Source organism: Myroides fluvii (genome assembly GCF_009792295.1).
Lineage (GTDB): Bacteria > Bacteroidota > Bacteroidia > Flavobacteriales > Flavobacteriaceae > Flavobacterium > Flavobacterium fluvii_A.
On the sequence record NZ_CP039934.1, the window covers coordinates 1,831,170 to 1,851,555 of the forward strand.

The window sequence follows — 20,386 nt, forward strand, 5'->3', positions numbered from 1 at the left end:
ATGATGAAAAATTATATCCAATATACAAAAGCCTTAGCCCTGTTATTTTTCTTTGCGCTTGTTTCTTGTGATCAAGATACATCGCCAACTGATGCAGTGGAAGAGAAAGAAGTATTTAAAACGGTAGAGGGGAGCGAAAAAGTGTTAAATGGTAGTTGGGGACAATTAATGGAGACCTATTATACCTATGCAAACCCTGGATTTGGTTCTTTTTTACGAACCAGTGATGCTATGGGGAATGACGCTGTGTTGCAAACGAATAAATACGGTTTTGGAAATCATTATCAGTTCAGTGCGCTTTATGGAAAAGGAGGGACGAATACACACAGCTGGAATTTGTCGTACAAAACCATCAACAATATGAATAATATCTTGGCCTATATTGATAATTCAAAAGGAGATGCAGGAGAAAAAAGAAGAATAAAAGGGCAAGCTTATGCCTTACGTGGATTTATGTATTTGCATTTAGCTTCTTCTTATGCCTTTGCGATTGACAAAGATCCCAATGCTTTAGCCGTACCAATTTATCTGAAACCTACAACAGTTGATACGCAGCCAGCTAAAAGATCTACGGTAAGAGAAGTGTATAATCAAGCATTAGCTGATTTAGAAGAAGCGTTAGTGCTAATTCCGGAAGGATATGTGCGCAAACAAAAATTCCAAATAGATCACAGTGTGGTATTAGGGTTGCTGTCTAGAGCCAATTTATATGCTAGAAATTGGGAGAAAGCAAGGGATTATTCCGATCGTGTGTTAGCGAAGAATGATTATTTGATGACTGAGACAGAATACAAATCAGGATTTAATGATGTAGCGAATCGCGAATGGATTTGGGGTCATCCGCAAACACCTGATCAAAGCAATGCATCGTATCAATTCCATTATTTGGATGTGACTTCTAAAGATAGTTATTATTATAGCTTTAATGCAGATCCATACTTTAAAGAACTCTTTGAGGATGGAGATTATAGAAAATCAATGATTAATTGGGCGCCTGATCCAAGTGCAGATATAGAAAAGGCTTCTGTGGTTTGGATGCGTTATGGCAAATTCAAGTTTAAGGCAGGACAGCTTGCGGATATGGTGTTGATGCGTACTTCAGAGATTTACTTAATCAATGCGGAAGCGAAAGCACAATTAAATGACGGGGATGCTATCAATAAATTGAACGAGGTAAAAAGAGCGCGTCATGCAGCTTTAGTTTCGAATGTATCAGGAAAGGATTTATTAGAAGCTATTTGGGTAGAAAGAAGAAAAGAACTGTTTGGTGAAGGATTTGCTTTAGTTGACATCGTTAGAAATCAAAAGGCTGTAGTTCGAAAAAAATACGAACACAATAAAGTAGAGTACTCTTATGTGGTAAGAGATGCACATGGAAATGAGGAAACAAAAACGAAGATAATGACTGCTAATGGGCATTATGCGCTAAATTTTCCAGATCAAAGTGCGTTTGTAGCAAATAGCCCTTACTACTTATATCAAATACCAAACGTAGAAGAAAGAGAGAATCCAAATCTTTAATAGTGAGTGGTTCATTAGTTGTTTATTTTATTCAATCAGTAATGGTGCAAAAGGCTGTCGATTAGACAGCCTTTTGCTGTTTAAACCTAAAATTATTTCCTTAATTTTGTACGACAAAGGTAAGCTATGGTGCATATTGCTATTTTAGAAGAGAAAGAATTGGTTCGTTTGGGAATAAAAACGATAGCAGAGCTGAGTATCCAAGAAGAAATCGTTTGGCATGACTTGAAAACGGTGCAAGATATTCGTATGTTCTTGAAAAAGAACAGTTCAGCTTGTGTTTTTTTTAATCCAACTAGCTATCAGTTACTCCAACAAGTAGATGTTATTTACGAGTTGAAAAGCACCTATGAACGAAGTGTATGGGTAATGTGGTTAGAAGAATTACCCGAAATTTGGTTAAAAAAAATACTGCATATGAAATCCGTCAATGGGTTTAATATGTTACAGGAAAAAGGAACCTTAGATGAAATTAAAAAAGGGTTGATTGCGATTGGCAGGAAAGAAAACTATATTGCCTCTTGTGTACAAGAAGTCTTCAATTCGTATAAAACAACGGCTTTTAAGGTGGATCAAATATTAACCAATGCTGAGCGTGAGATTTTAAAAGAAATTGCTACTGGTAAGATGACGAAAGAAATTGCTGCGGATCGCAATATAAGTATTCATACGGTCATTACACATCGAAAGAATATTTTTAAAAAACTCGAGGTTAGTAGTGTGCACGACGCAACGAGATATGCCATTCGAGCGGGGATCATTACCGTAAACGACTATTACATTTAGAAATAAAAAAAACTGCCTTGGCAGTTTTTTTGTTTTATATCGGTAGTGGATTTTTGAAGATATCTTGATTGATTGCGTCAATATACTCTAGTACTTCATCTCGTCCTGTTTTGTGTTCTGAAGAAGTAATAAAGTAAGGAGGCATTTCTTCCCAAATGCCATTTAGTAGTTGTTTTTTATAGTCAGCTACTAATTGAGGTATTTTGGTTTTGCCAACTTTATCCGCTTTAGTAAAGATGATGCTAAAGGGAATCCCTGTTTCACCTAAATACTCCATGAATTCCAAATCAATTTTTTGCGCTTCGTGTCTGATGTCGATCAAAACAAAAGCAGAAACTAATTGTCTGCGTTTCTCGAAGTACTCCGTAATAAATTTTTGGAATACACTTTTTGTTTTCTTGGAGACTTTAGCATATCCGTACCCAGGTAAATCAACTAAAAACCAATTAGAATTAATCTTAAAGTGGTTGATTAACTGTGTTTTTCCTGGTCTTGAGGAAGTTTTTGCTAAAGATTTCGAATTAGTAAGCATGTTGATTAAGGAAGACTTTCCAACGTTGGATCTTCCGATGAATGCATACTCTGGTAAAGGTTCGTTAGGACATTTACTTACATCAGAGTTACTCATTACAAATGCTGCAGTATTTATTTTCATTGTCTTATATGTTGCGTTCGTTGAACCACTTATTCAATAGTTCATTGAATTCATCAGGGTGTTCCATCATTGCGGCATGACCACATTTGTCAATCCAATAAAGGTTTGAATCTGGTAGTAATTCGTGAAATTCTACAGCAACTTCTGGTGGAGTCACCTTGTCGTTTTTTCCCCAAATTAAACAAGTAGGTACCTTTATTTTTGGTAAGTCTTTAGACATATTATGTCGAATGGCACTTTTGGCAATGGTCAAGGTCTTGATTAACTTCATGCGATCATTGACTGTCGCAAAAACGTCATCTACGATTTCTTTTGTCGCTATAGCAGGGTCGTAAAATACATCTTCTGCCTTTTTTCTGATATACTCATAATCTCCGCGCTTTGGATAACTATCACCCATAGCACTCTCGTACAGCCCTGAACTTCCTGTCAGCACCATAGCTTTTAGATATTGAGGATACATTTTAGCAAAATACAACGCGATATGACCTCCAAGTGAGTTACCCAATAAAATGACCTCTTCATAACCAATGCGCTCAATAAAGTCTTTGACAAACTTAGCAAAGGCTTTGACATTTGTTTTTAAAATGCTATTGGTATATAAAGGCAGTTCAGGAATAATAACTTTATAGCCTTTTTGAGGAAAGAAATTGGTAACTCCATCGAAATTACTAAGCCCTCCCATTAATCCATGTAAGATGATAATTGGTGTTCCTTCACCAACTTCCAAATATCGGAATTTACCGTCTTCTTTTAAAGTTCGCTCCATTAGCTCTTACTTGCGATTTTTAAATTCTTACAAATATACATTTTTAATAGAGACAATTATTGTAATAAAAGGATAAAATATAGCCTAAGGTGAAAAAGAAAATAGACGATACCTTTTTAAGGGTACAAAATAAAAAATTCACAACCGATATTTACACCTAGTCGCAAGAGATTTGTCTTCCATTTAACAGCAAAAAAAGAGGTAGGCCTGGTTTATTCTCTCTTTGTTTTATTCAAAATGGGGTAGGGTTTGATTAAAAAAAACAATGTTTTTTGAGCGTAGTTAGGCAAACTAAAAAAGAAAATTAGCCGCATAAGTGTGTGTTTAAAACGCAGGAAAAATAACTTTTTTTAATCCTGAAAAGCAAATAAAAAAAAGTAAAAAGGAAGAGATAAATGGCGTTTTTATCAAAAAATAGTTTCGGCGTTTTTTAGAATTAAATGACATTTTGTTTGTTTTAAATTGATATTTTGAGTTAAAAAAATAACAATAAGTAAATGTGGTTTTAGTAGGTGAAAAACGACGAACAGTATAGGGGTAAGTAAGTTTAAATCAAAGAGTTTGCGTAAAAAAAGGCTAAGTATAAGCAATTAATTCGGCTATTGAAGTCAGTAAATACGCTATTTTTAGAAAACTTATTAACAAAGTGGGTAGAAGTGGGTAAAAGTGGTAAAAAAATAATTACATTTGCTAAGTATATATATATAAACAAAATTTTGACGTCGATTATCGGGACATACGAGTGTAAGATCGATACCAAAGGTAGGGTATTGGTGCCTGCTTCTTTGAAGAAGCAGCTGCCTGCTATGGCTGATGGTTTCGTGCTGAAGCGATCGGTGTTCGAGACGTGTTTGGAATTGTGGCCAATGGCTGAGTGGGAGAAGATGATGTTGAAAATCAATAAGCTGAATCCTTTTGATAAAAAAGTAGACACGTTTATTCGTGCATTTATGGCGGGGGTCAAACTCGTTGATATTGATGATGCTGGTCGTTTGCTGATTGCAAAGGATCTGTTGCAGTTTGGAAATATCACGAAAGAAATTGTAATGGCTTCTAAAGTGAATATCGTTGAAATATGGGATAAAGACCTGTATGAAGCTACGTTAGAACCAGCGGATTTTGATTTTGGTGCATTGGCGCAAGAAGTAATGAGTAATATTAGTTTTGATGAGTAAAGATTTATACGCATATCATAGACCTGTTTTGTTAACCGAAACAGTGGATGGGTTGAATATCCGTCCCGATGGCGTTTATGTGGATGTGACATTTGGCGGTGGTGGACACTCAAGAGAAATATTGAGTCGATTAGGTGAAAATGGAAAATTGTTTGCCTTTGATCAGGATGATGATGCGGTGAAAAATGCCATTGACGATCCTCGATTTGTATTGATTAATCAAAATTTTAGATACCTAAAGCGCTATTTGCGTTTTTATGGGGTGAGCGAGGTAGATGGGATACTGGGTGATTTAGGTGTTTCGTCGCATCAGTTTGACGTTGCAGAACGCGGTTTTTCTACTCGTTTTGCTGGAGAACTTGATATGAGAATGAACCAAAATGGGGAGTTGTCTGCTTATCATGTAGTAAATGATTACGAGGAGAAAGATTTGAGATACGTGTTGAGTGTATATGGAGAGTTGAAAAATGCGGGTGCAATGGCACATACGATTGTAAACGCAAGAGAAAACGGAGAGATAAAAGATACAGATCAACTGAAGCAAGTGTTGTCTCGTTTCTTGCCTGCGCACAAAACAGCTAAGATATTAGCGCAAGTGTACCAAGCCATTCGAATTGAAGTGAATCAAGAGATTGAAGTGCTAAAAGAATTGTTGGAACAAAGTGTTGAGGTGCTCAAGCCAGAAGGAAGATTAAGTGTGATTTCATATCACTCGCTAGAAGATCGATTAGTGAAGCGCTATATGAAAAATGGAATGTTTGAAGGCGAGCCAGAGCGTGATATGTTTGGAAGGTTTGAAGTTCCATTGAAACAATTAGGAAAGTTGATTGTGCCAACGGAAGAAGAAATAGCAGTAAATAACAGAGCGCGATCAGCGAAGTTGAGAATTGCAGAGAAAAAATGAAAAAAACAATAGCAAGTCCAGTAGATGTAATTAAGGCTAAAATACTCGTTAATGAGAATTCTGCAAAAACGTGGGCCTTTATTATATATGTGATTGTGTTGGGAATGGTATTAATTGGAAACACGCAACGATACGAATCTAAAGTGTTTAAAATTGGAAAATTAACGCATGAAGTAAAAATGCTTCGTGCTGAATTTGTCGCTACGCGATCAGAGCTAATGGAACTGAAAATGGAGTCGACGATTACGAGAAAATTAGAAGAAGAAGGAATATATCCTTCCGAAACACCGCCACAAAAGATTAAGGTGTTGAAGGAGGTAGATAATAAAACATTTTGGAGTAAACTATGGCCCTAGGGAACAAAAATATTTACATCAATATTTATGTCGTCACTGCAATAGTATTGTTATTAGCAGGAGGGGTGATTTATAGGATGCTGTTAATTCAAGGAGTAGAAGGAAGTGAGCTTCGCCAAAAAGCGAGAAGTGAAAACCGAGTGAAAGAGGAAATAATAGAAGCCAATAGAGGAAATGTTTATTCTGCTGATGGAAGCTTATTAGCCACATCAGTGCCGGTCTTTGAAATACGTTTTGACGGGGTTGCTCCCAAACAAGAAAACTTCGAGAACGAAGTTAAGCCTTTAGCTGATTCGCTAGCGGTGATGTTTCACAAACCAAGCTCATATTATGAAAATATGTTGAGAAAGGGAAGAGCATCGAAAAGCCGCTATATTCTGATTGCTCGAAATTTGAGCTATGTAGAATATGTGCGAATTAAAAATTTCCCCCTTTTTAATAGAGGTGGAAATGGCGGAGGATTTATTTCTTCTCAAAAGACTGTGCGTCAGCATCCTATAGGAAGAATCGCCAAGAGAACCATTGGGTATGAACGCAAAAATGAAGATGGAACCTTCGGAAGAGTGGGGATTGAAGGAGCTTTTACGGATTATCTCAGTGGATATGACGGTAAACGCAAAATGCAGAGTTTAGCCAAGAATCAATGGAAACCGATTAATGACGAAAATGAAATTGAACCTATCGATGGAAAAGATATCATCTCAACGATCGATGTGTACATTCAAGATATCGCGCATCATGCCTTGCTGCAATCACTAGATAAGTATAGCGCAGATCACGGTTGTGTGATTGTAATGGAAACTAAAACAGGAGCTATTCGCGCAATTTCAAATCTAGGAAGAGATGAAAAAACAGGAGGATACTATGAAACGGTAAACTATGCAGTGGGGGAAAAACACGAACCTGGTTCTACGTTTAAGTTAGCTTCACTCTTAGCTTTGTTGGAAAAGAAACAAATAGATACGGCTCGTGTTTACGATACCAATGAAGGAGTAGTTCGCTTTTACAATGCAAGAGTACGCGATTCTAAACGAGGAGGATATGGGAAAATTTCTTTAGCTAGAGGAATCGAATTGTCATCGAATACTGTAATTACACAAGCAGTAGATGAGGCATTTAAGAATAATCCCAAAGAGTTTACGGATTATTTAGGCACCTTGTGGATGGATAAACCTTTAGGATTAAAGATAAAAGGAGAAGCAACACCTTATATTCCTAAACCCGGACAAAAGGGATGGAGTGGATTAGCGTTGCCTTGGATGGCTTTTGGATATGGATTATCCGTGACGCCTTTGCAAACGCTGACCTTGTATAATGCTGTAGCGAATAATGGTGAAATGGTGAAACCTTATTTTGTATCAGAAATCAAGGAGTTTGATCAAACCATACAAAAGTTTGACAAAGTGGTGTTGAATCCGCAAATTGCCTCCCCAGATGTTATCCATCAAGCGAGAGCGATTTTAGAAAACACAGTGAAAAAAGGAACAGGGAAGAAGCTGTACTCTTCGAATTTTTCGATGGCAGGAAAAACAGGAACGGCACAAGTGAATTACGGAAAAGGAAAAGGATATGGTTCAGATATGTACTATTCTTCTTCTTTTGCAGGGTATTTTCCAGCAGATGATCCGAAATACTCTTGTATTGTTGTGATTCACAAGCCAGATCGTTCGAAAAGTTATTATGGAGCAGATGTTGCAGGACCAGTATTTAAGCGAATTGCACAGAAAATTTACACCGATGTTCCTACAACAAAGGAAATGAAAGATTCAAATGAGGTACCTACAAGTATTCTAGATAGTTATCAATCTTTCTTAGTACAAAATCAAATGGGGCAGTCAATCATGCCTGATGTAAGAGGAATGCAAGTAATGGATGCTTTGCCTTTGCTAGAAAACTTGGGACTAAAAGTTCAAGTGAAAGGAGTCGGAAAAGTCAAAACGCAATCAATACTAACCGGACAAAAAATAGATAAGAATCAAAAAGTAGTTTTAGAACTATCGTGAAAAAGATAAAAGACATAGTATACAAAGTAGAAATACAGTCTATTGTTGGGTCGACAGATGCAGCAATAGACCAGTTGACTTTTGACTCTCGTCAAGTAAAGGCAAATACGTTGTTTATTGCAATAGTAGGTGAAGTGATGGATGGGCATGCGTATATCAGGCAAGCAATTGATCAAGGAGCAAGTGCTATTGTATGTCAAGTGTTACCTAGTGATTTGGTAGAAGGAGTCGTTTATATTGTAGTTGAAGATAGCAATAGAGCATTAGCAATTATTGCCGCTAATTTCTATGACAATCCTTCGCGAAAATTAAAATTAGTAGGTGTAACAGGTACCAATGGAAAGACCACAATAGCAACCTTGTTGTACAAGATGTTTAGCAGTTTAGGTTATAAAACTGGATTGCTGTCAACGGTGAATATTCGCATTGGAGAAGACCTATATGAAACATCACATACAACGCCTGATTCTATTACGATTAATGCGTATTTGAATCAGATGGTAGAAGAAGGATGTGAGTTTTGTTTTATGGAAGTGAGTTCACATGGTGTGGTTCAACATCGCACATTCGGACTTCATTTTGAAGGGGGAGTTTTTACGAATCTAACCCATGATCATCTAGATTATCACAAAACATTCGCAGCGTATCGCGACGCAAAAAAAACGTTCTTTGATCAGTTGGGTAAAACGAGTTTTGCCTTGACGAATTTAGACGATAAAAATGGCTCTGTAATGGTGCAAAATACCCAAGCTAAAGTTTGTACGTACGCCTTGAAAAACATGGCAGATTACAAAGGACAAATCTTAGAAAGCCAATTCTCTGGAATGTTGATGAAAATCAACCAACAAGAGTTGTGGGTACAGCTTATCGGCGCATTCAATGCCTCAAATTTGTTAGCTGTATTTGGCAGTGCGGTTGCTTTAGGAGTGCCGCAAGAAGAAGCGTTGATCCACTTGAGCAAGTTAACGAGTGTGGAAGGTCGTTTTCAATATATTGTCTCGTCTAAAAACGTGACTGCAATTGTTGATTATGCCCATACTCCCGATGCTTTGGCTAATGTCATCGCTACGATTAATACGATCCGTACCAATAACGAACAACTGATTACAGTTGTGGGTTGTGGAGGAAATAGAGATAAAACAAAACGCCCAGAAATGGGGAAAATAGCATCTGATTTAAGTAATAGAGTCATCTTTACTTCAGATAATCCTCGATTCGAGGAACCCGCTGCTATCTTAGAAGATATAGAAGCAGGTGTGGAGCCACAAAACAAAATGAAAACTGTTGTGGTAGAGGATCGAAAACAAGCCATTAAATTAGCTTGTCAACAGGCCGTTGCCGGTGATATTATACTAATCGCAGGGAAAGGACACGAAACGTATCAAGAGATCAAAGGAGTAAGAAGTCATTTTAGTGACTTGGAAATAGTAAAGGAGTTTTTAGAACTATAGAAAAGAAAAATAGTTATGTTGTATTACGTATTTCAATACTTAGAGAGTTTTTTCAAGATACCTGGAGCAGGTGTGTTCCAGTATATTACGTTTCGTTCAGGTATGGCGATGATCTTCTCTTTGTTGATCTCAATTATCTACGGAAAGCGCATTATTGAACGCTTGCGAAGAATGCAAATTGGTGAAACAGTTAGAGAACTAGGTTTAGAAGGACAAAAAGAAAAAGCTGGTACTCCAACAATGGGTGGAATTATCATTATTGTAGCAACCTTAATCCCTGTATTATTGTTTGCTAAATTGGATAATATCTATGTGTTGTTGTTGATTCTGACAACCCTTTGGATGGGAGCGATCGGATTTTTAGACGATTATATTAAAGTATTTAAAAAAGATAAGGAAGGATTAAAAGGAAGATTTAAAGTTGTAGGACAAGTAGGGCTAGGGCTTATTGTTGGTTCGGTCTTGTATTTCAGTCCCGCTGTAACCGTACGTGAAGTACCCGCAAAACACATGTTGAGCGAAGTAGCAGTGAGTCAATACGATGTAAAATCTACTGCAACGACGATTCCCTTCTTTAAAAATAACGAGTTTGATTACAGCATGTTAATCAGTTGGATGGGAGAAGGAGCACAAGATTATGCTTGGTTGATCTTTATTCCCATCGTGATTTTTATTGTTACAGCCGTATCAAATGGGGCTAATTTAACAGATGGTATTGATGGTTTGGCCGCTGGTACCTCTGCGATATCCACCTTTGTGTTGGGTATTTTTGCCTTTATATCAGGAAACGTGATTTTTGCCAATTATCTCGATATCATGTATATCCCGAATTCAGGTGAGATGACGGTCTTTGTCTCCGCTTTTATTGGAGCACTGATTGGATTCTTGTGGTATAATACCTTTCCTGCTCAAGTGTTTATGGGCGATACAGGAAGTTTAACTATAGGGGGGATTATTGCCGTTTTGGCGATAGCTGTGCGCAAAGAACTGTTGATTCCTGTGTTGTGTGCGGTGTTTTTCGCAGAAACACTATCTGTTGTATTACAAGTGAGTTATTTCAAATACACCAAAAATAAATGGGGGGAAGGAAAGCGAATGTTTTTAATGGCGCCTTTGCATCACCACTTCCAAAAGAAAGGATACCACGAAAGTAAAATCGTTACTCGTTTCTGGATTATAGCCATTCTTTTAGGGGTATTTTGTGTGATTTCATTAAAACTGAGATAAAGACATGAGAGTGGTTGTTTTAGGTGGAGCAGAAAGTGGTGTTGGAACAGCTTTGTTAGCTGTAGAAAAGGGATATGATGTTTTCGTTTCAGATTATGGAATTATCCAAGAAAAATATAAAGAAGTTCTTATAAATAATGCAATCGATTGGGAAGAACAGCAACATACTGAAGCAAAAATAGTAAATGCAGACGTGGTGGTAAAAAGCCCTGGAATACCAGATAAGACACCAATCGTAAAAAAAATAGTGGCAAAGGGAATTAAAGTGATTTCTGAGATAGAGTTTGCTTATCCTTTTAATGAGATGTTGTCGGTAGCTATTACGGGAAGTAATGGAAAAACGACAACTACGATGTTAACGTATCACATATTGAAACAAGGCGGACTTGATGTCGGTATAGGTGGAAATATTGGTCAAAGTTATGCGGAGCAAGTGAAGGTGGATCCTGCAAAATGTTATGTTTTGGAGTTAAGTAGTTTTCAATTAGATGGTATAGAAACCTATAGACCCCATATTGCAGTAATCACTAATATTAGTCCAGATCATTTAGATCGATATGACTATAAATACGAGAATTATATCGCCTCGAAATTTCGAATTACGATGAATCAGACCGAAGAGGATTATTTGATTTATGATTATGACGATGTGGAAATTCAGAAATGGTTGAGCGAACACGAGGTAAAAGCACGTAAAATGCCTTTTTCTATTAAACATAAACTAGAAGAAGGGGCTTATGTGGAAGACGATAAAATTATAGTGAATATGAGTGATGAAAAATTTGTATTACCTATTAAGGAAGTGGCTCTCGAAGGGATGCACAACTTAAAAAATGTTATGGCAGCAACAACAATAGCGCAGTTAAAGCGAATTAGGAAAAATGTAATACGTGAAAGTTTGTCTGATTTTCAAGGAGTAGAGCATCGTTTAGAAAAAGTGCTGAAATTAGAAAACGTTCAATATATTAACGATTCGAAAGCAACCAATGTAAACGCTACTTTTTTTGCTTTAGAAAGCATGAAAACACCAACGGTTTGGATTGTTGGAGGAGTGGACAAGGGAAATGATTACGATGAGTTGATGCCTTTAGTGCGTGAAAAAGTAAAAGCAATTGTTTGTTTGGGACTAGATAACCAAAAAATAAAAGCGGCTTACGAAAAGGTTGTAGACGATTTAGTCGAAGTACAATCCATGCACGATGCCGTGGTTCAAGCAAAAGCTTTAGCTGAAGGCGGAGATACTGTTTTACTGTCACCCGCTTGTGCAAGTTTCGACTTGTTTACGAGTTATGAAGACAGAGGGAAGCAGTTCAAGGAAGAAGTAATGAAATTATAATATAGCTAAATTAGAGGTAGATGATGAAAAAATTACTTTCATTATTACACGGAGATAAGATTATATGGGCATTAGCAATTTTATTGGCCATGCTCTCTTTTTTACCCGTTTATAGTGCAAGTACGAATCTAGTTTATACCATCGGAACAGGAAAGGCAACCACCGATTATTTGTTTCGACATTTCGTTCATTTATTTATTGGAATTTGCATCATGTGGTATTTTCACAAAAGAGACTATGCACTCTTTCGGAAAATAGCTATTATCGGTATGCCCGTTATTGCTCTACTATTGCTTTATACCTTACTAAAGGGAAATACAATTGGAGGTGCTAATGCCAGTAGATGGCTGAAAATTCCCTTGTTGGGACAGTTTCAACCTTCTTCTACAGCAGCAATAATCTTGCTGACGTATGTGGCCCAATATTTAACGGGGATTAAAGATGAAGTAGTGTCGTTTAAAACATCCTTTTGGCAATTATGGGTTCCTGTATTAGTCATCATAGGATTGATTTTACCGGCGAACTTCTCTACGGCTGCCTTGATCTTTTGCATGGTTTGCGTTTTAGTGTTTATTGGAAAATATCCCTTTAAATACTTGATAACCATCATCGGAATTGGCGCCTGTGGTATTGTTTTGTTTGTATTAGTGGCCAAAGCTTTTCCAGGGGCATTTCCCAATCGTGTGGATACTTGGATTAGTCGTATTGATCGCTTTACAGGACCCGATGATGGAACACGAGATTTGTATCAAGTCGAAAATGCTAAAATGGCCATCGCCAATGGTGGATTATTCGGAGTAGGACCCGGTAAAAGTGTATTGAAAAACTTTTTACCTCAGTCGTCTTCCGATTTTATCTTTGCCATCATTGTCGAAGAATGGGGATTGTTCGGTGGGTTAACCATCCTGGGAATTTATCTCTTGCTGTTTTATCGCTTTTTGATTGCAGTTCATAAAGCACCTACGCTCTTCGGAAAGTTATTAGTTGCCGGATTGGGATTCTATCTCATTTTTCAGGCGCTAATTAATATGGGAGTAGCGGTTTCTCTTTTGCCTACAACAGGGCAAGCCTTACCGCTTGTCAGCAGTGGAGGAACAGCTATTTGGATGACGTGTTTCGCCATTGCTGTTATCTTGAGTGTAACCAAGAAAGAAGCAGAAATACAAGCCGAAGAACAAAAGAAAAAAGAAGAAGAAGCGCTTGAACAAGAAATGTTACACGATTTACATTTAGAACGATTAGAAAAAAATAGTATAGAAGAATAAAAAGCAAATGGAACGCAAACCGAAGTTTATTGTAAGTGGAGGAGGAACAGGGGGACATATCTTTCCTGCATTGGCAATTGCCGATGAATTGAAAGTGAGATTTCCCAATGCCGATATTCTTTTTGTAGGGGCAGAAGGCAAAATGGAAATGCAACGCGTACCTGAAGCAGGCTATCCGATTGAAGGCTTGTGGATTTCGGGAATTCAACGCAAATTGACCCTAGACAATCTGATGTTTCCCTTTAAGCTCCTAAGTAGCTTGAAGAAATCGAGAAAGATTGTCAAAGCCTTTCAACCGGATGTTGTCATTGGAACAGGAGGATTCGCCAGCGGTGCTGTTGTAAAAGTAGCCGCAGGAAAAGGAATTCCCACCTTGGTTCAAGAACAGAATTCATTTCCTGGAATTACGAATAAACTCTTGGGAAAAGAAGTAGACAAGATTTGTGTAGCTTACGATGGATTGGAGCAATTCTTTCCAAAGCACAAAATAATAAAAACAGGTAATCCAGTACGACAAGGATTGCTAAACGTGGCATCGAAAAGAGAAGAAGGCCTTGCTTATTTTGGATTGGATCAATCGAAAAATACGCTATTGGTTATTGGAGGTAGTCTAGGTGCACGTAGAATGAATCAGTTGATCGAGGAACAACTGCCGTTATTTGAAGAAATGGGAATACAGTTGATCTGGCAATGTGGAAAATTCTACTACGAAGAGTACAAAAAATACGAATCGACAGGTGTAAAGGTTCGCGCCTTTTTAGATCGAATGGATTTCGCTTATGCCGCAGCAGATAGTATTATCTCACGCGCAGGAGCATCATCCGTATCTGAGCTTGCATTAGTTGGAAAGGCAGTGATATTCATTCCCTCTCCTAATGTGGCTGAAGATCATCAAACCAAAAATGCGAGAAGCATCGTGGAAAAAGATGCCGCACTTTTGATTAAAGAAAGCGAGTTAAGTGAAAAGTTTGTAGAAACATTCAAAGACTTGTTGAACGACAAAGAAAAACAAAGGGAACTGGGACGCAATTTTAGAACATTAGCTTTGCCCCAAGCCACAAAGGATATAGTAGATCAGATCGTAGAATTAATGAAGAAGTAAGAAATGGATATGAATAGCATTAAGAGCGTTTATTTTATTGGAATAGGAGGCATCGGTATGAGTGCCTTGGCTCGTTATTTTAAATTCATGGGAAAAGAAGTAGCTGGATATGATAAAGTATCTACGCAATTGACACAAGAATTAGAAGCCGCTGGAATTGAAATTCACTATGAAGATACTATTGATTTAATCGGCGCAAATTATAAAGAAGTAGCCTCAACGTTGGTTGTTGTTACACCAGCGGTTCCTCAGGAACACACAGAGTGGAATTATTTCAAATCCAATCAATTTGAAATTAAAAAACGCTCAGAAGTGTTGGGAATTATTACCAAAGATACCTACTGCTTTGCAGTGGCGGGTACACATGGTAAAACGACGACGACAAGTATTTTAGGGCATTTGTTGTTTCAAGCTGGACTAGATGTTACCGCATTTGTAGGGGGAGTAGTTGAAAACTACCAAACCAATTTAATCGGAAGCGGTAAAACGATTACAGTAGTAGAAGCAGATGAGTTTGATCGTTCTTTTTTGCGTTTGTTCCCCAATGTAGCCTGTATCACTTCAACAGAAGCGGATCACTTGGATATATTTGGAACCGCAGAGGAAATGTTGGTTGCTTTTGAGGATTTTGCTCATCGTTTACCCGATGCAAATAAGTTATTTGTGACAGAAGCGGTAGGTTTAGACGGAATTCGAGTAGGATTTGGTGCGGATTGCAGCTATCAAGCGAAAAATATAAAAGTAGTAAACGGTTGGTATGTGTTTGATATAGCAACACCAAAAGAAACTATTCACGAAGTTTCATTTGGTTTGCCAGGAAGACACAATTTATCCAATGCGTTGATGGCTTTTGCCATGGCAAGTGATTACGGAGTAGATACGCAGCAGTTGGTCGAAGGGTTGAAAAGCTTCCGCGGTGTAAGACGAAGATTCTCGTATAAAATTAGACGAGAAGATTTGATTTACATCGATGATTATGCCCATCATCCAACTGAAATTAAAGCCGCAAGTCAGGCCGTTCACGAAATGCACGGAGATAAAAAGATTGTTGCAGTATTTCAACCCCACTTGTACAGTAGAACAAGGGATTTTTTGGATGAATTCGCTTCAGCACTTTCAACGTTTGACAATGTTATTTTGTTAGATATTTATCCCGCTCGAGAATTGCCTATTGAAGGGGTTACCTCGGCCAAAATATTAGAGCAACTAACCTCTAAAGAGAAACATTTAGTTGCCAAAGAAGATTTGATTACACATTTAAAAGCATCAGATGCTGAAATTATCCTGACTATTGGTGCGGGTGATATTGGAGAAATGGTGCAAGACATAAAAATAGCTTTAGAAGAAAAATAAAAAAATGAAAAAGTTGTGGAAGAAAATAAAATGGTCAGACTTGCGCATTTTGATGATGCTAGGAGCCTTATTGTTTTTGTATTCTTTTAGCAATGACCGAAGTACACATCGTAATTTAAAAGGAGTAGATATTATTTTTAAAGGAGAAGAGACGCATTTTGTAACCTCTAGTGATGTAAAAAAAATTGTTGCAGATAAAAGTGGAAATATTACAGCTCAGGATCGATCAACAGTAGATTTAAGTACTTTAGAAAAAGGAGTATTAGAGAATAAACTGATTAGAGAAGCAGAGGTGTATGTGACCATTGACGGTGTTTTAAAAGTTGAAGTCAATCAAAAAAAGGCGATCGGGCGTGTAGTAGGAGAAGCAGAATCCTATTATTTAGATGAAGACGGCCATCGAATGCCGTTGTCAGAGAACTACGCAGAGCGCGTAATTTTGGTTGAAGGAACGATTAAAAAGGAAACACAAAATGAATTAAAACACATGTTGGACGTGATTAATGCCGATGCGTTTTTAAAACAAGAAATCACCGGAATTAGCATTCAGCCCAATGAGGTGATTTATCTGAAAAGTCGAGTGAATACATTTGAAATTCTATTTGGAAGTTTTAACGAAATAGAGCGAAAATTGATGAACTATAAAGCTTTTATGCAATATGCAATCAATGAGAATATAGAAATAGATAGTTATAAAAAGATCAATCTGAAATTTACCCAACAAGTGGTGTGTTCAAAATAAAATTGAGTATGGAAAAAGAAAATATAGCTGTTGGTTTAGACATTGGGACAACAAAGATTGTCGCAATGATTGGTAAAAAGAATGAATACGGAAAGCTCGAAATCTTAGGTTTGGGAAAAGCAAAGAGTTTGGGTGTGAAAAGAGGAGTGGTGAACAATATTACACAAACGATTCAATCCATTCAACATGCGGTAGCAGATGCAGAAACTCAAGCGGGTTACAAGATTAAAAATGTTGTTGTGGGTATTGCTGGTCAACATATCAGAAGTATTCAACACAGTGATTATATTAGTCGTCCAAACCCTGATGAGGTAATTGGAGATAAGGATATCGAACAATTGATCAATCAGGTGCAGAAATTGAGTATGTTGCCAGGAGAGGAGATTATTCACGTTTTGCCACAAGAGTTTAAAATTGATGGAGAACCGGGAATTAAAGAACCGGTTGGAATGTATGGTAGTCGTTTAGAGGCAACCTTTCACGTGGTAGTAGGACAAGCAGCTTTGATTAAAAACGCAGGGCGTTGTATTAAAGATGCAGGACTTGAACTAGCGGGAATTACCTTAGAGCCTTTAGCATCAGCAGAGGCAGTACTGAGTCAAGAAGAAAAAGAAGCCGGTGTGGCTTTAATCGATATAGGAGGTGGTACGACGGATTTGGCCATTTTTAAAGATGGAATTATCCGCCATACGGCAGTGGTTCCTTTCGGAGGAAATGTGATTACAGAAGATATCAAAGAAGGATGTTCGATTATTGAACGTCAAGCAGAAATTCTAAAAGTAAAATTTGGTTCGGCATGGCCAGGGGAAAACAAAGACAATGAAATTGTTTCTATCCCAGGTTTACGAGGAAAAGAGCCTAAAGAAATTTCTTTAAAAAATCTTTCTAAGATTATAAATGCTCGTGTGGAAGAAATTGTGCAATTGGTTTTTTCAGAAATTAAAAGTTATGGATATGAAAATCCACAGAAAAAACTAATCGCCGGCATTGTTTTAACAGGAGGAGGATCAGAGCTCAAACACATTAAACAATTGGTCGAATATATTACGGGAATTGATACCCGTATTGGATATCCAAATGAGCATTTAGCTGGGGATTCAAGTTTAGAAGTTTCTAGTCCATTATATGCAACGGGAGTTGGATTGGTCATGGAAAGCGAAAAACACCGAAAACAAGGTGCTGTTTCAGTAGAAGAATTAAAAGCTGTTGAAACGAGAACGGAATCAAAACCAGAGGAGAGAAAGGTCGTGTATACTTCTCCTACAGAAGAAGTGGTAAATACACCAAAAGAGCCTGTTGAGCGCGTGCATCAACCTCGTGTTGAAACGATCTCACAACCTGAGGAAGAAAAAAGAGAAGTGCAGCCAAGTACCGCTGATCGCTTTGAAAGTAGTTTCATCGGGAACTTTTTTAGAAAAATTAAAGAATTTATTGAAAAGCAAGAATAATAAAACGATACGTATATGGAGAATACAGATTTCGGAGGAATAAAGTTTGATATGCCTAAGAACCAATCAAACGTTATCAAGGTAATTGGTGTAGGTGGCGGAGGAAGTAACGCAATCAATCACATGTTTAAGCAGGGTATTAAGGGAGTGGATTTCATCGTTTGTAATACGGATTCCCAAGCCTTAGAAAATAGCTCAGTTCCTAATAAAATTCAGTTGGGTGTTAATTTAACTGAAGGGTTAGGTGCGGGTGCAAATCCTGAAGTAGGACAACAATCTGCTTTAGAAAGTATAGAAGAAATTGAGAAAATGCTAGATACCAATACCAAGATGGTGTTCATCACCGCAGGTATGGGTGGAGGTACAGGAACAGGTGCTGCTCCTGTCATCGCACAACTATCAAAAGAAAGAGATATCTTAACGGTTGGTATCGTGACAATTCCTTTCCAATTCGAAGGAAAAGTACGTCAAGAACAAGCGTTAAAAGGGGTTGATCGATTGAGAAAACAAGTGGATTCTCTCATCGTAATCAACAACAATAAATTACGTGAAGTATATGGAAACTTAGGCTTTAAGGCAGGCTTCTCCAAAGCAGATGAGGTATTGTCAACTGCTGCCCGTGGTATCGCCGAAGTTATTACGCACCATTATACGCAGAATATTGACTTGAAAGATGCGAAAACAGTATTGTCTGATAGCGGTACAGCTATTATGGGATCTGGTACTGCATCTGGAGACAATAGAGCAAAAGATGCCATTATTGATGCGTTAGATTCTCCATTGCTGAATGACAATAAAATATCAGGTGCTAAAAACGTATTGTTGTTAATCGTTTCAGGTACAAATGAAATTACAATTGATGAAATTGGCGAGATCAATGATCACATCCAAACCGAAGCTGGACATAATGCAAATATCATTATGGGAGTTGGTGAAGATGAATCATTAGGAGAGGCTATTTCTGTTACTATTATTGCTACGGGATTTAACTACGAGCAACAAAAAAGTATTGTAAATTCTGCTGAACCTCGAGTTATTATTCACACTTTAGAAGAGGAACAAAAAGTAGTGCGCGATTTAACGCAAACTGCATCCGTATCTTCTTATGGATTTACGACTCCTGATCAACCTTTGCGCGTTTCTACTCCAGAAACAACCGAAGGGGCTGTAGAAAAAGAAGAAGTAAACTGCGAAGTAGAAACGAGAAAAGTATTCACCTTAGAGGATGATTACGAAGAAGGTGACGATGATGATGATTTCGGCGGACCAACAACACCCACACAACCATTAGGGGAAGTGGATGAGGTAGTATTCGAAAGAAAATCAATGGATGCATCGAATTTGGATGTATTCTTCGAAATCGTAACGCCTAAAACAGAGGAAAGAACGCAAGATCACCACCAAAATGATCCGATGGCATCGAAGCAAAAAGACATCAGAGATATTCAGGTAATTGATCCGGAGTTTGTCATCGTTACGCCTAAGAAACAAGAGGTAGCTGCACCTATTGTCTATCATTTTGATGAAGAATTAGCTGAAATGGAAGTGACTGCAGCTGAAGTAGTAGGTCATGCAAGTGAAGCAATGAATCAATCTTCAGCCAAAAAAGAAGAAGTAATTCGCTTTTCTTTGGAAGACTATATGGATAAAGAAGAAGAATTAGCTTTAGCTAAACCTATAGTAAATCACAAAGAAGAAATTGCAGAAGAATTTAAATTCTCTGTGCGTGCGGAAGGTATGCCCGTTGTAAATAAAGTAGAAGTAGAAGCTTCAACAGAAGATTATGACGAAATGAATCCTACAGAAATGAGCATTGAAGAATTCACGTTGAGAAGTAGAGCAGCAGAGCGTAGAAGAAAAATGAAAGACTTCAATTACAAATTCAACAACTCAACAGCTCATTATTCGGATTTGGAAAAAGAGCCAGCGTATAAGCGCTTAGGAGTTGATTTAGAAGATGTAAATGACGAAAGCAATAAATCTAGAATCTCCTTTGGTGTGGACGGAAATAACGACCCTAAATTGAGATCGAATAATTCGTTTTTACACGATAATGTAGACTAAAGAAAAATCCTAGTCTCTAGGCTCTCTCACTTATAATTTAAACAGTAGTAGACTTGGGTTTACTACTGTTTTTTTTTGCTTCTATTTTGTGGTAGGGATTTGAAATAACATGCGTTAGTTTTGAGTGAGGCAAGTAGTTTTCAATGTTAAAGGGACTACTTTAGTGTTAAATTCATTATCCTATTCAAATATTTATGCGAATTGTTTAATAAATACCTTCTTTTATTTG

General features: G+C 37.5%; 17 protein-coding genes. 15 read left to right on the forward strand and 2 right to left on the reverse strand.

Going from position 1 to position 20,386, the window contains the following annotated elements:
• The gene (locus tag FBR08_RS08320; RefSeq protein WP_199268646.1) at positions 1-1,521 is read left to right on the forward strand and encodes a RagB/SusD family nutrient uptake outer membrane protein; all 1,521 of its coding nucleotides are present in this window, start codon (positions 1-3) and stop codon (positions 1,519-1,521) included.
• Positions 1,522-1,647: 126 nt separating this feature from the next.
• Entirely contained in the window at positions 1,648-2,307 is a 660-nt protein-coding gene (locus FBR08_RS08325) for a response regulator transcription factor (protein ID WP_158962305.1), read from the forward strand.
• 34 nt (positions 2,308-2,341) lie between these two features.
• On the opposite strand, the gene yihA is transcribed toward FBR08_RS08325, so the two are convergent.
• Both yihA and FBR08_RS08335 read right to left on the reverse strand, forming a co-directional pair.
• Positions 2,342-2,962, reverse strand: a complete 621-nt coding sequence (gene yihA, locus FBR08_RS08330) for a ribosome biogenesis GTP-binding protein YihA/YsxC (RefSeq protein WP_158962306.1) — start codon at positions 2,960-2,962, stop codon at positions 2,342-2,344.
• 4 nt (positions 2,963-2,966) lie between these two features.
• Entirely contained in the window at positions 2,967-3,731 is a 765-nt protein-coding gene (locus FBR08_RS08335; protein ID WP_158962307.1) for an alpha/beta fold hydrolase, read from the reverse strand.
• A gap of 716 nt (positions 3,732-4,447) precedes the next feature.
• Here FBR08_RS08335 and mraZ point away from each other — a divergent pair.
• Genes mraZ through ftsZ form a run of 13 tightly spaced genes read left to right on the forward strand, consistent with a single transcriptional unit; the run spans position 4,448 to position 20,157 of the window.
• Positions 4,448-4,906: a division/cell wall cluster transcriptional repressor MraZ gene (gene mraZ / locus FBR08_RS08340; RefSeq protein ID WP_199268647.1), complete on the forward strand. Its 459-nt coding sequence runs from the start codon at positions 4,448-4,450 to the stop codon at positions 4,904-4,906.
• Positions 4,899-5,810, forward strand: coding sequence for a 16S rRNA (cytosine(1402)-N(4))-methyltransferase RsmH (rsmH, locus tag FBR08_RS08345; protein WP_158962308.1), 912 nt, complete (start codon positions 4,899-4,901; stop codon positions 5,808-5,810). The genes mraZ and rsmH overlap by 8 nt, the downstream gene beginning before the upstream one ends.
• On the forward strand, positions 5,807-6,166 hold the full coding sequence (locus tag FBR08_RS08350) for an FtsL-like putative cell division protein (protein WP_158962309.1): 360 nt from the start codon (positions 5,807-5,809) through the stop codon (positions 6,164-6,166). The genes rsmH and FBR08_RS08350 overlap by 4 nt, the downstream gene beginning before the upstream one ends.
• Positions 6,157-8,169, forward strand: coding sequence for a penicillin-binding protein (locus FBR08_RS08355; RefSeq protein ID WP_158962310.1), 2,013 nt, complete (start codon positions 6,157-6,159; stop codon positions 8,167-8,169). Before FBR08_RS08350 ends, FBR08_RS08355 begins: the two co-directional genes overlap by 10 nt.
• Positions 8,166-9,620 carry a UDP-N-acetylmuramoyl-L-alanyl-D-glutamate--2,6-diaminopimelate ligase gene (locus FBR08_RS08360; protein ID WP_158962311.1) on the forward strand — a complete coding sequence of 485 codons (1,455 nt, stop codon included), beginning with the start codon at positions 8,166-8,168 and terminating at the stop codon, positions 9,618-9,620. Before FBR08_RS08355 ends, FBR08_RS08360 begins: the two co-directional genes overlap by 4 nt.
• Before the next feature lie 15 nt (positions 9,621-9,635).
• Positions 9,636-10,847, forward strand: coding sequence for a phospho-N-acetylmuramoyl-pentapeptide-transferase (gene mraY, locus FBR08_RS08365; protein ID WP_158962312.1), 1,212 nt, complete (start codon positions 9,636-9,638; stop codon positions 10,845-10,847).
• 4 nt (positions 10,848-10,851) lie between these two features.
• Complete coding sequence (gene murD, locus FBR08_RS08370; protein WP_158962313.1) at positions 10,852-12,183, forward strand: UDP-N-acetylmuramoyl-L-alanine--D-glutamate ligase; 1,332 nt, start codon at positions 10,852-10,854, stop codon at positions 12,181-12,183.
• A 23-nt stretch (positions 12,184-12,206) separates the two neighbouring features.
• Positions 12,207-13,448: an FtsW/RodA/SpoVE family cell cycle protein gene (locus FBR08_RS08375; RefSeq protein WP_233266320.1), complete on the forward strand. Its 1,242-nt coding sequence runs from the start codon at positions 12,207-12,209 to the stop codon at positions 13,446-13,448.
• Between the two features lie 7 nt (positions 13,449-13,455).
• Positions 13,456-14,550, forward strand: coding sequence for an undecaprenyldiphospho-muramoylpentapeptide beta-N-acetylglucosaminyltransferase (gene murG, locus FBR08_RS08380; protein ID WP_158962315.1), 1,095 nt, complete (start codon positions 13,456-13,458; stop codon positions 14,548-14,550).
• A 3-nt stretch (positions 14,551-14,553) separates the two neighbouring features.
• The gene (gene murC / locus FBR08_RS08385) at positions 14,554-15,903 is read left to right on the forward strand and encodes a UDP-N-acetylmuramate--L-alanine ligase (RefSeq protein ID WP_158962316.1); all 1,350 of its coding nucleotides are present in this window, start codon (positions 14,554-14,556) and stop codon (positions 15,901-15,903) included.
• A gap of 4 nt (positions 15,904-15,907) precedes the next feature.
• Positions 15,908-16,645 carry a cell division protein FtsQ/DivIB gene (locus FBR08_RS08390; RefSeq protein ID WP_158962317.1) on the forward strand — a complete coding sequence of 246 codons (738 nt, stop codon included), beginning with the start codon at positions 15,908-15,910 and terminating at the stop codon, positions 16,643-16,645.
• 8 nt (positions 16,646-16,653) lie between these two features.
• The gene (gene ftsA / locus FBR08_RS08395; protein ID WP_158962318.1) at positions 16,654-18,093 is read left to right on the forward strand and encodes a cell division protein FtsA; all 1,440 of its coding nucleotides are present in this window, start codon (positions 16,654-16,656) and stop codon (positions 18,091-18,093) included.
• A 15-nt stretch (positions 18,094-18,108) separates the two neighbouring features.
• A complete protein-coding gene (gene ftsZ, locus FBR08_RS08400; protein ID WP_158962319.1) occupies positions 18,109-20,157 on the forward strand; it encodes a cell division protein FtsZ in 2,049 nt (682 codons plus the stop codon).
• Positions 20,158-20,386: the final 229 nt, after the last annotated feature.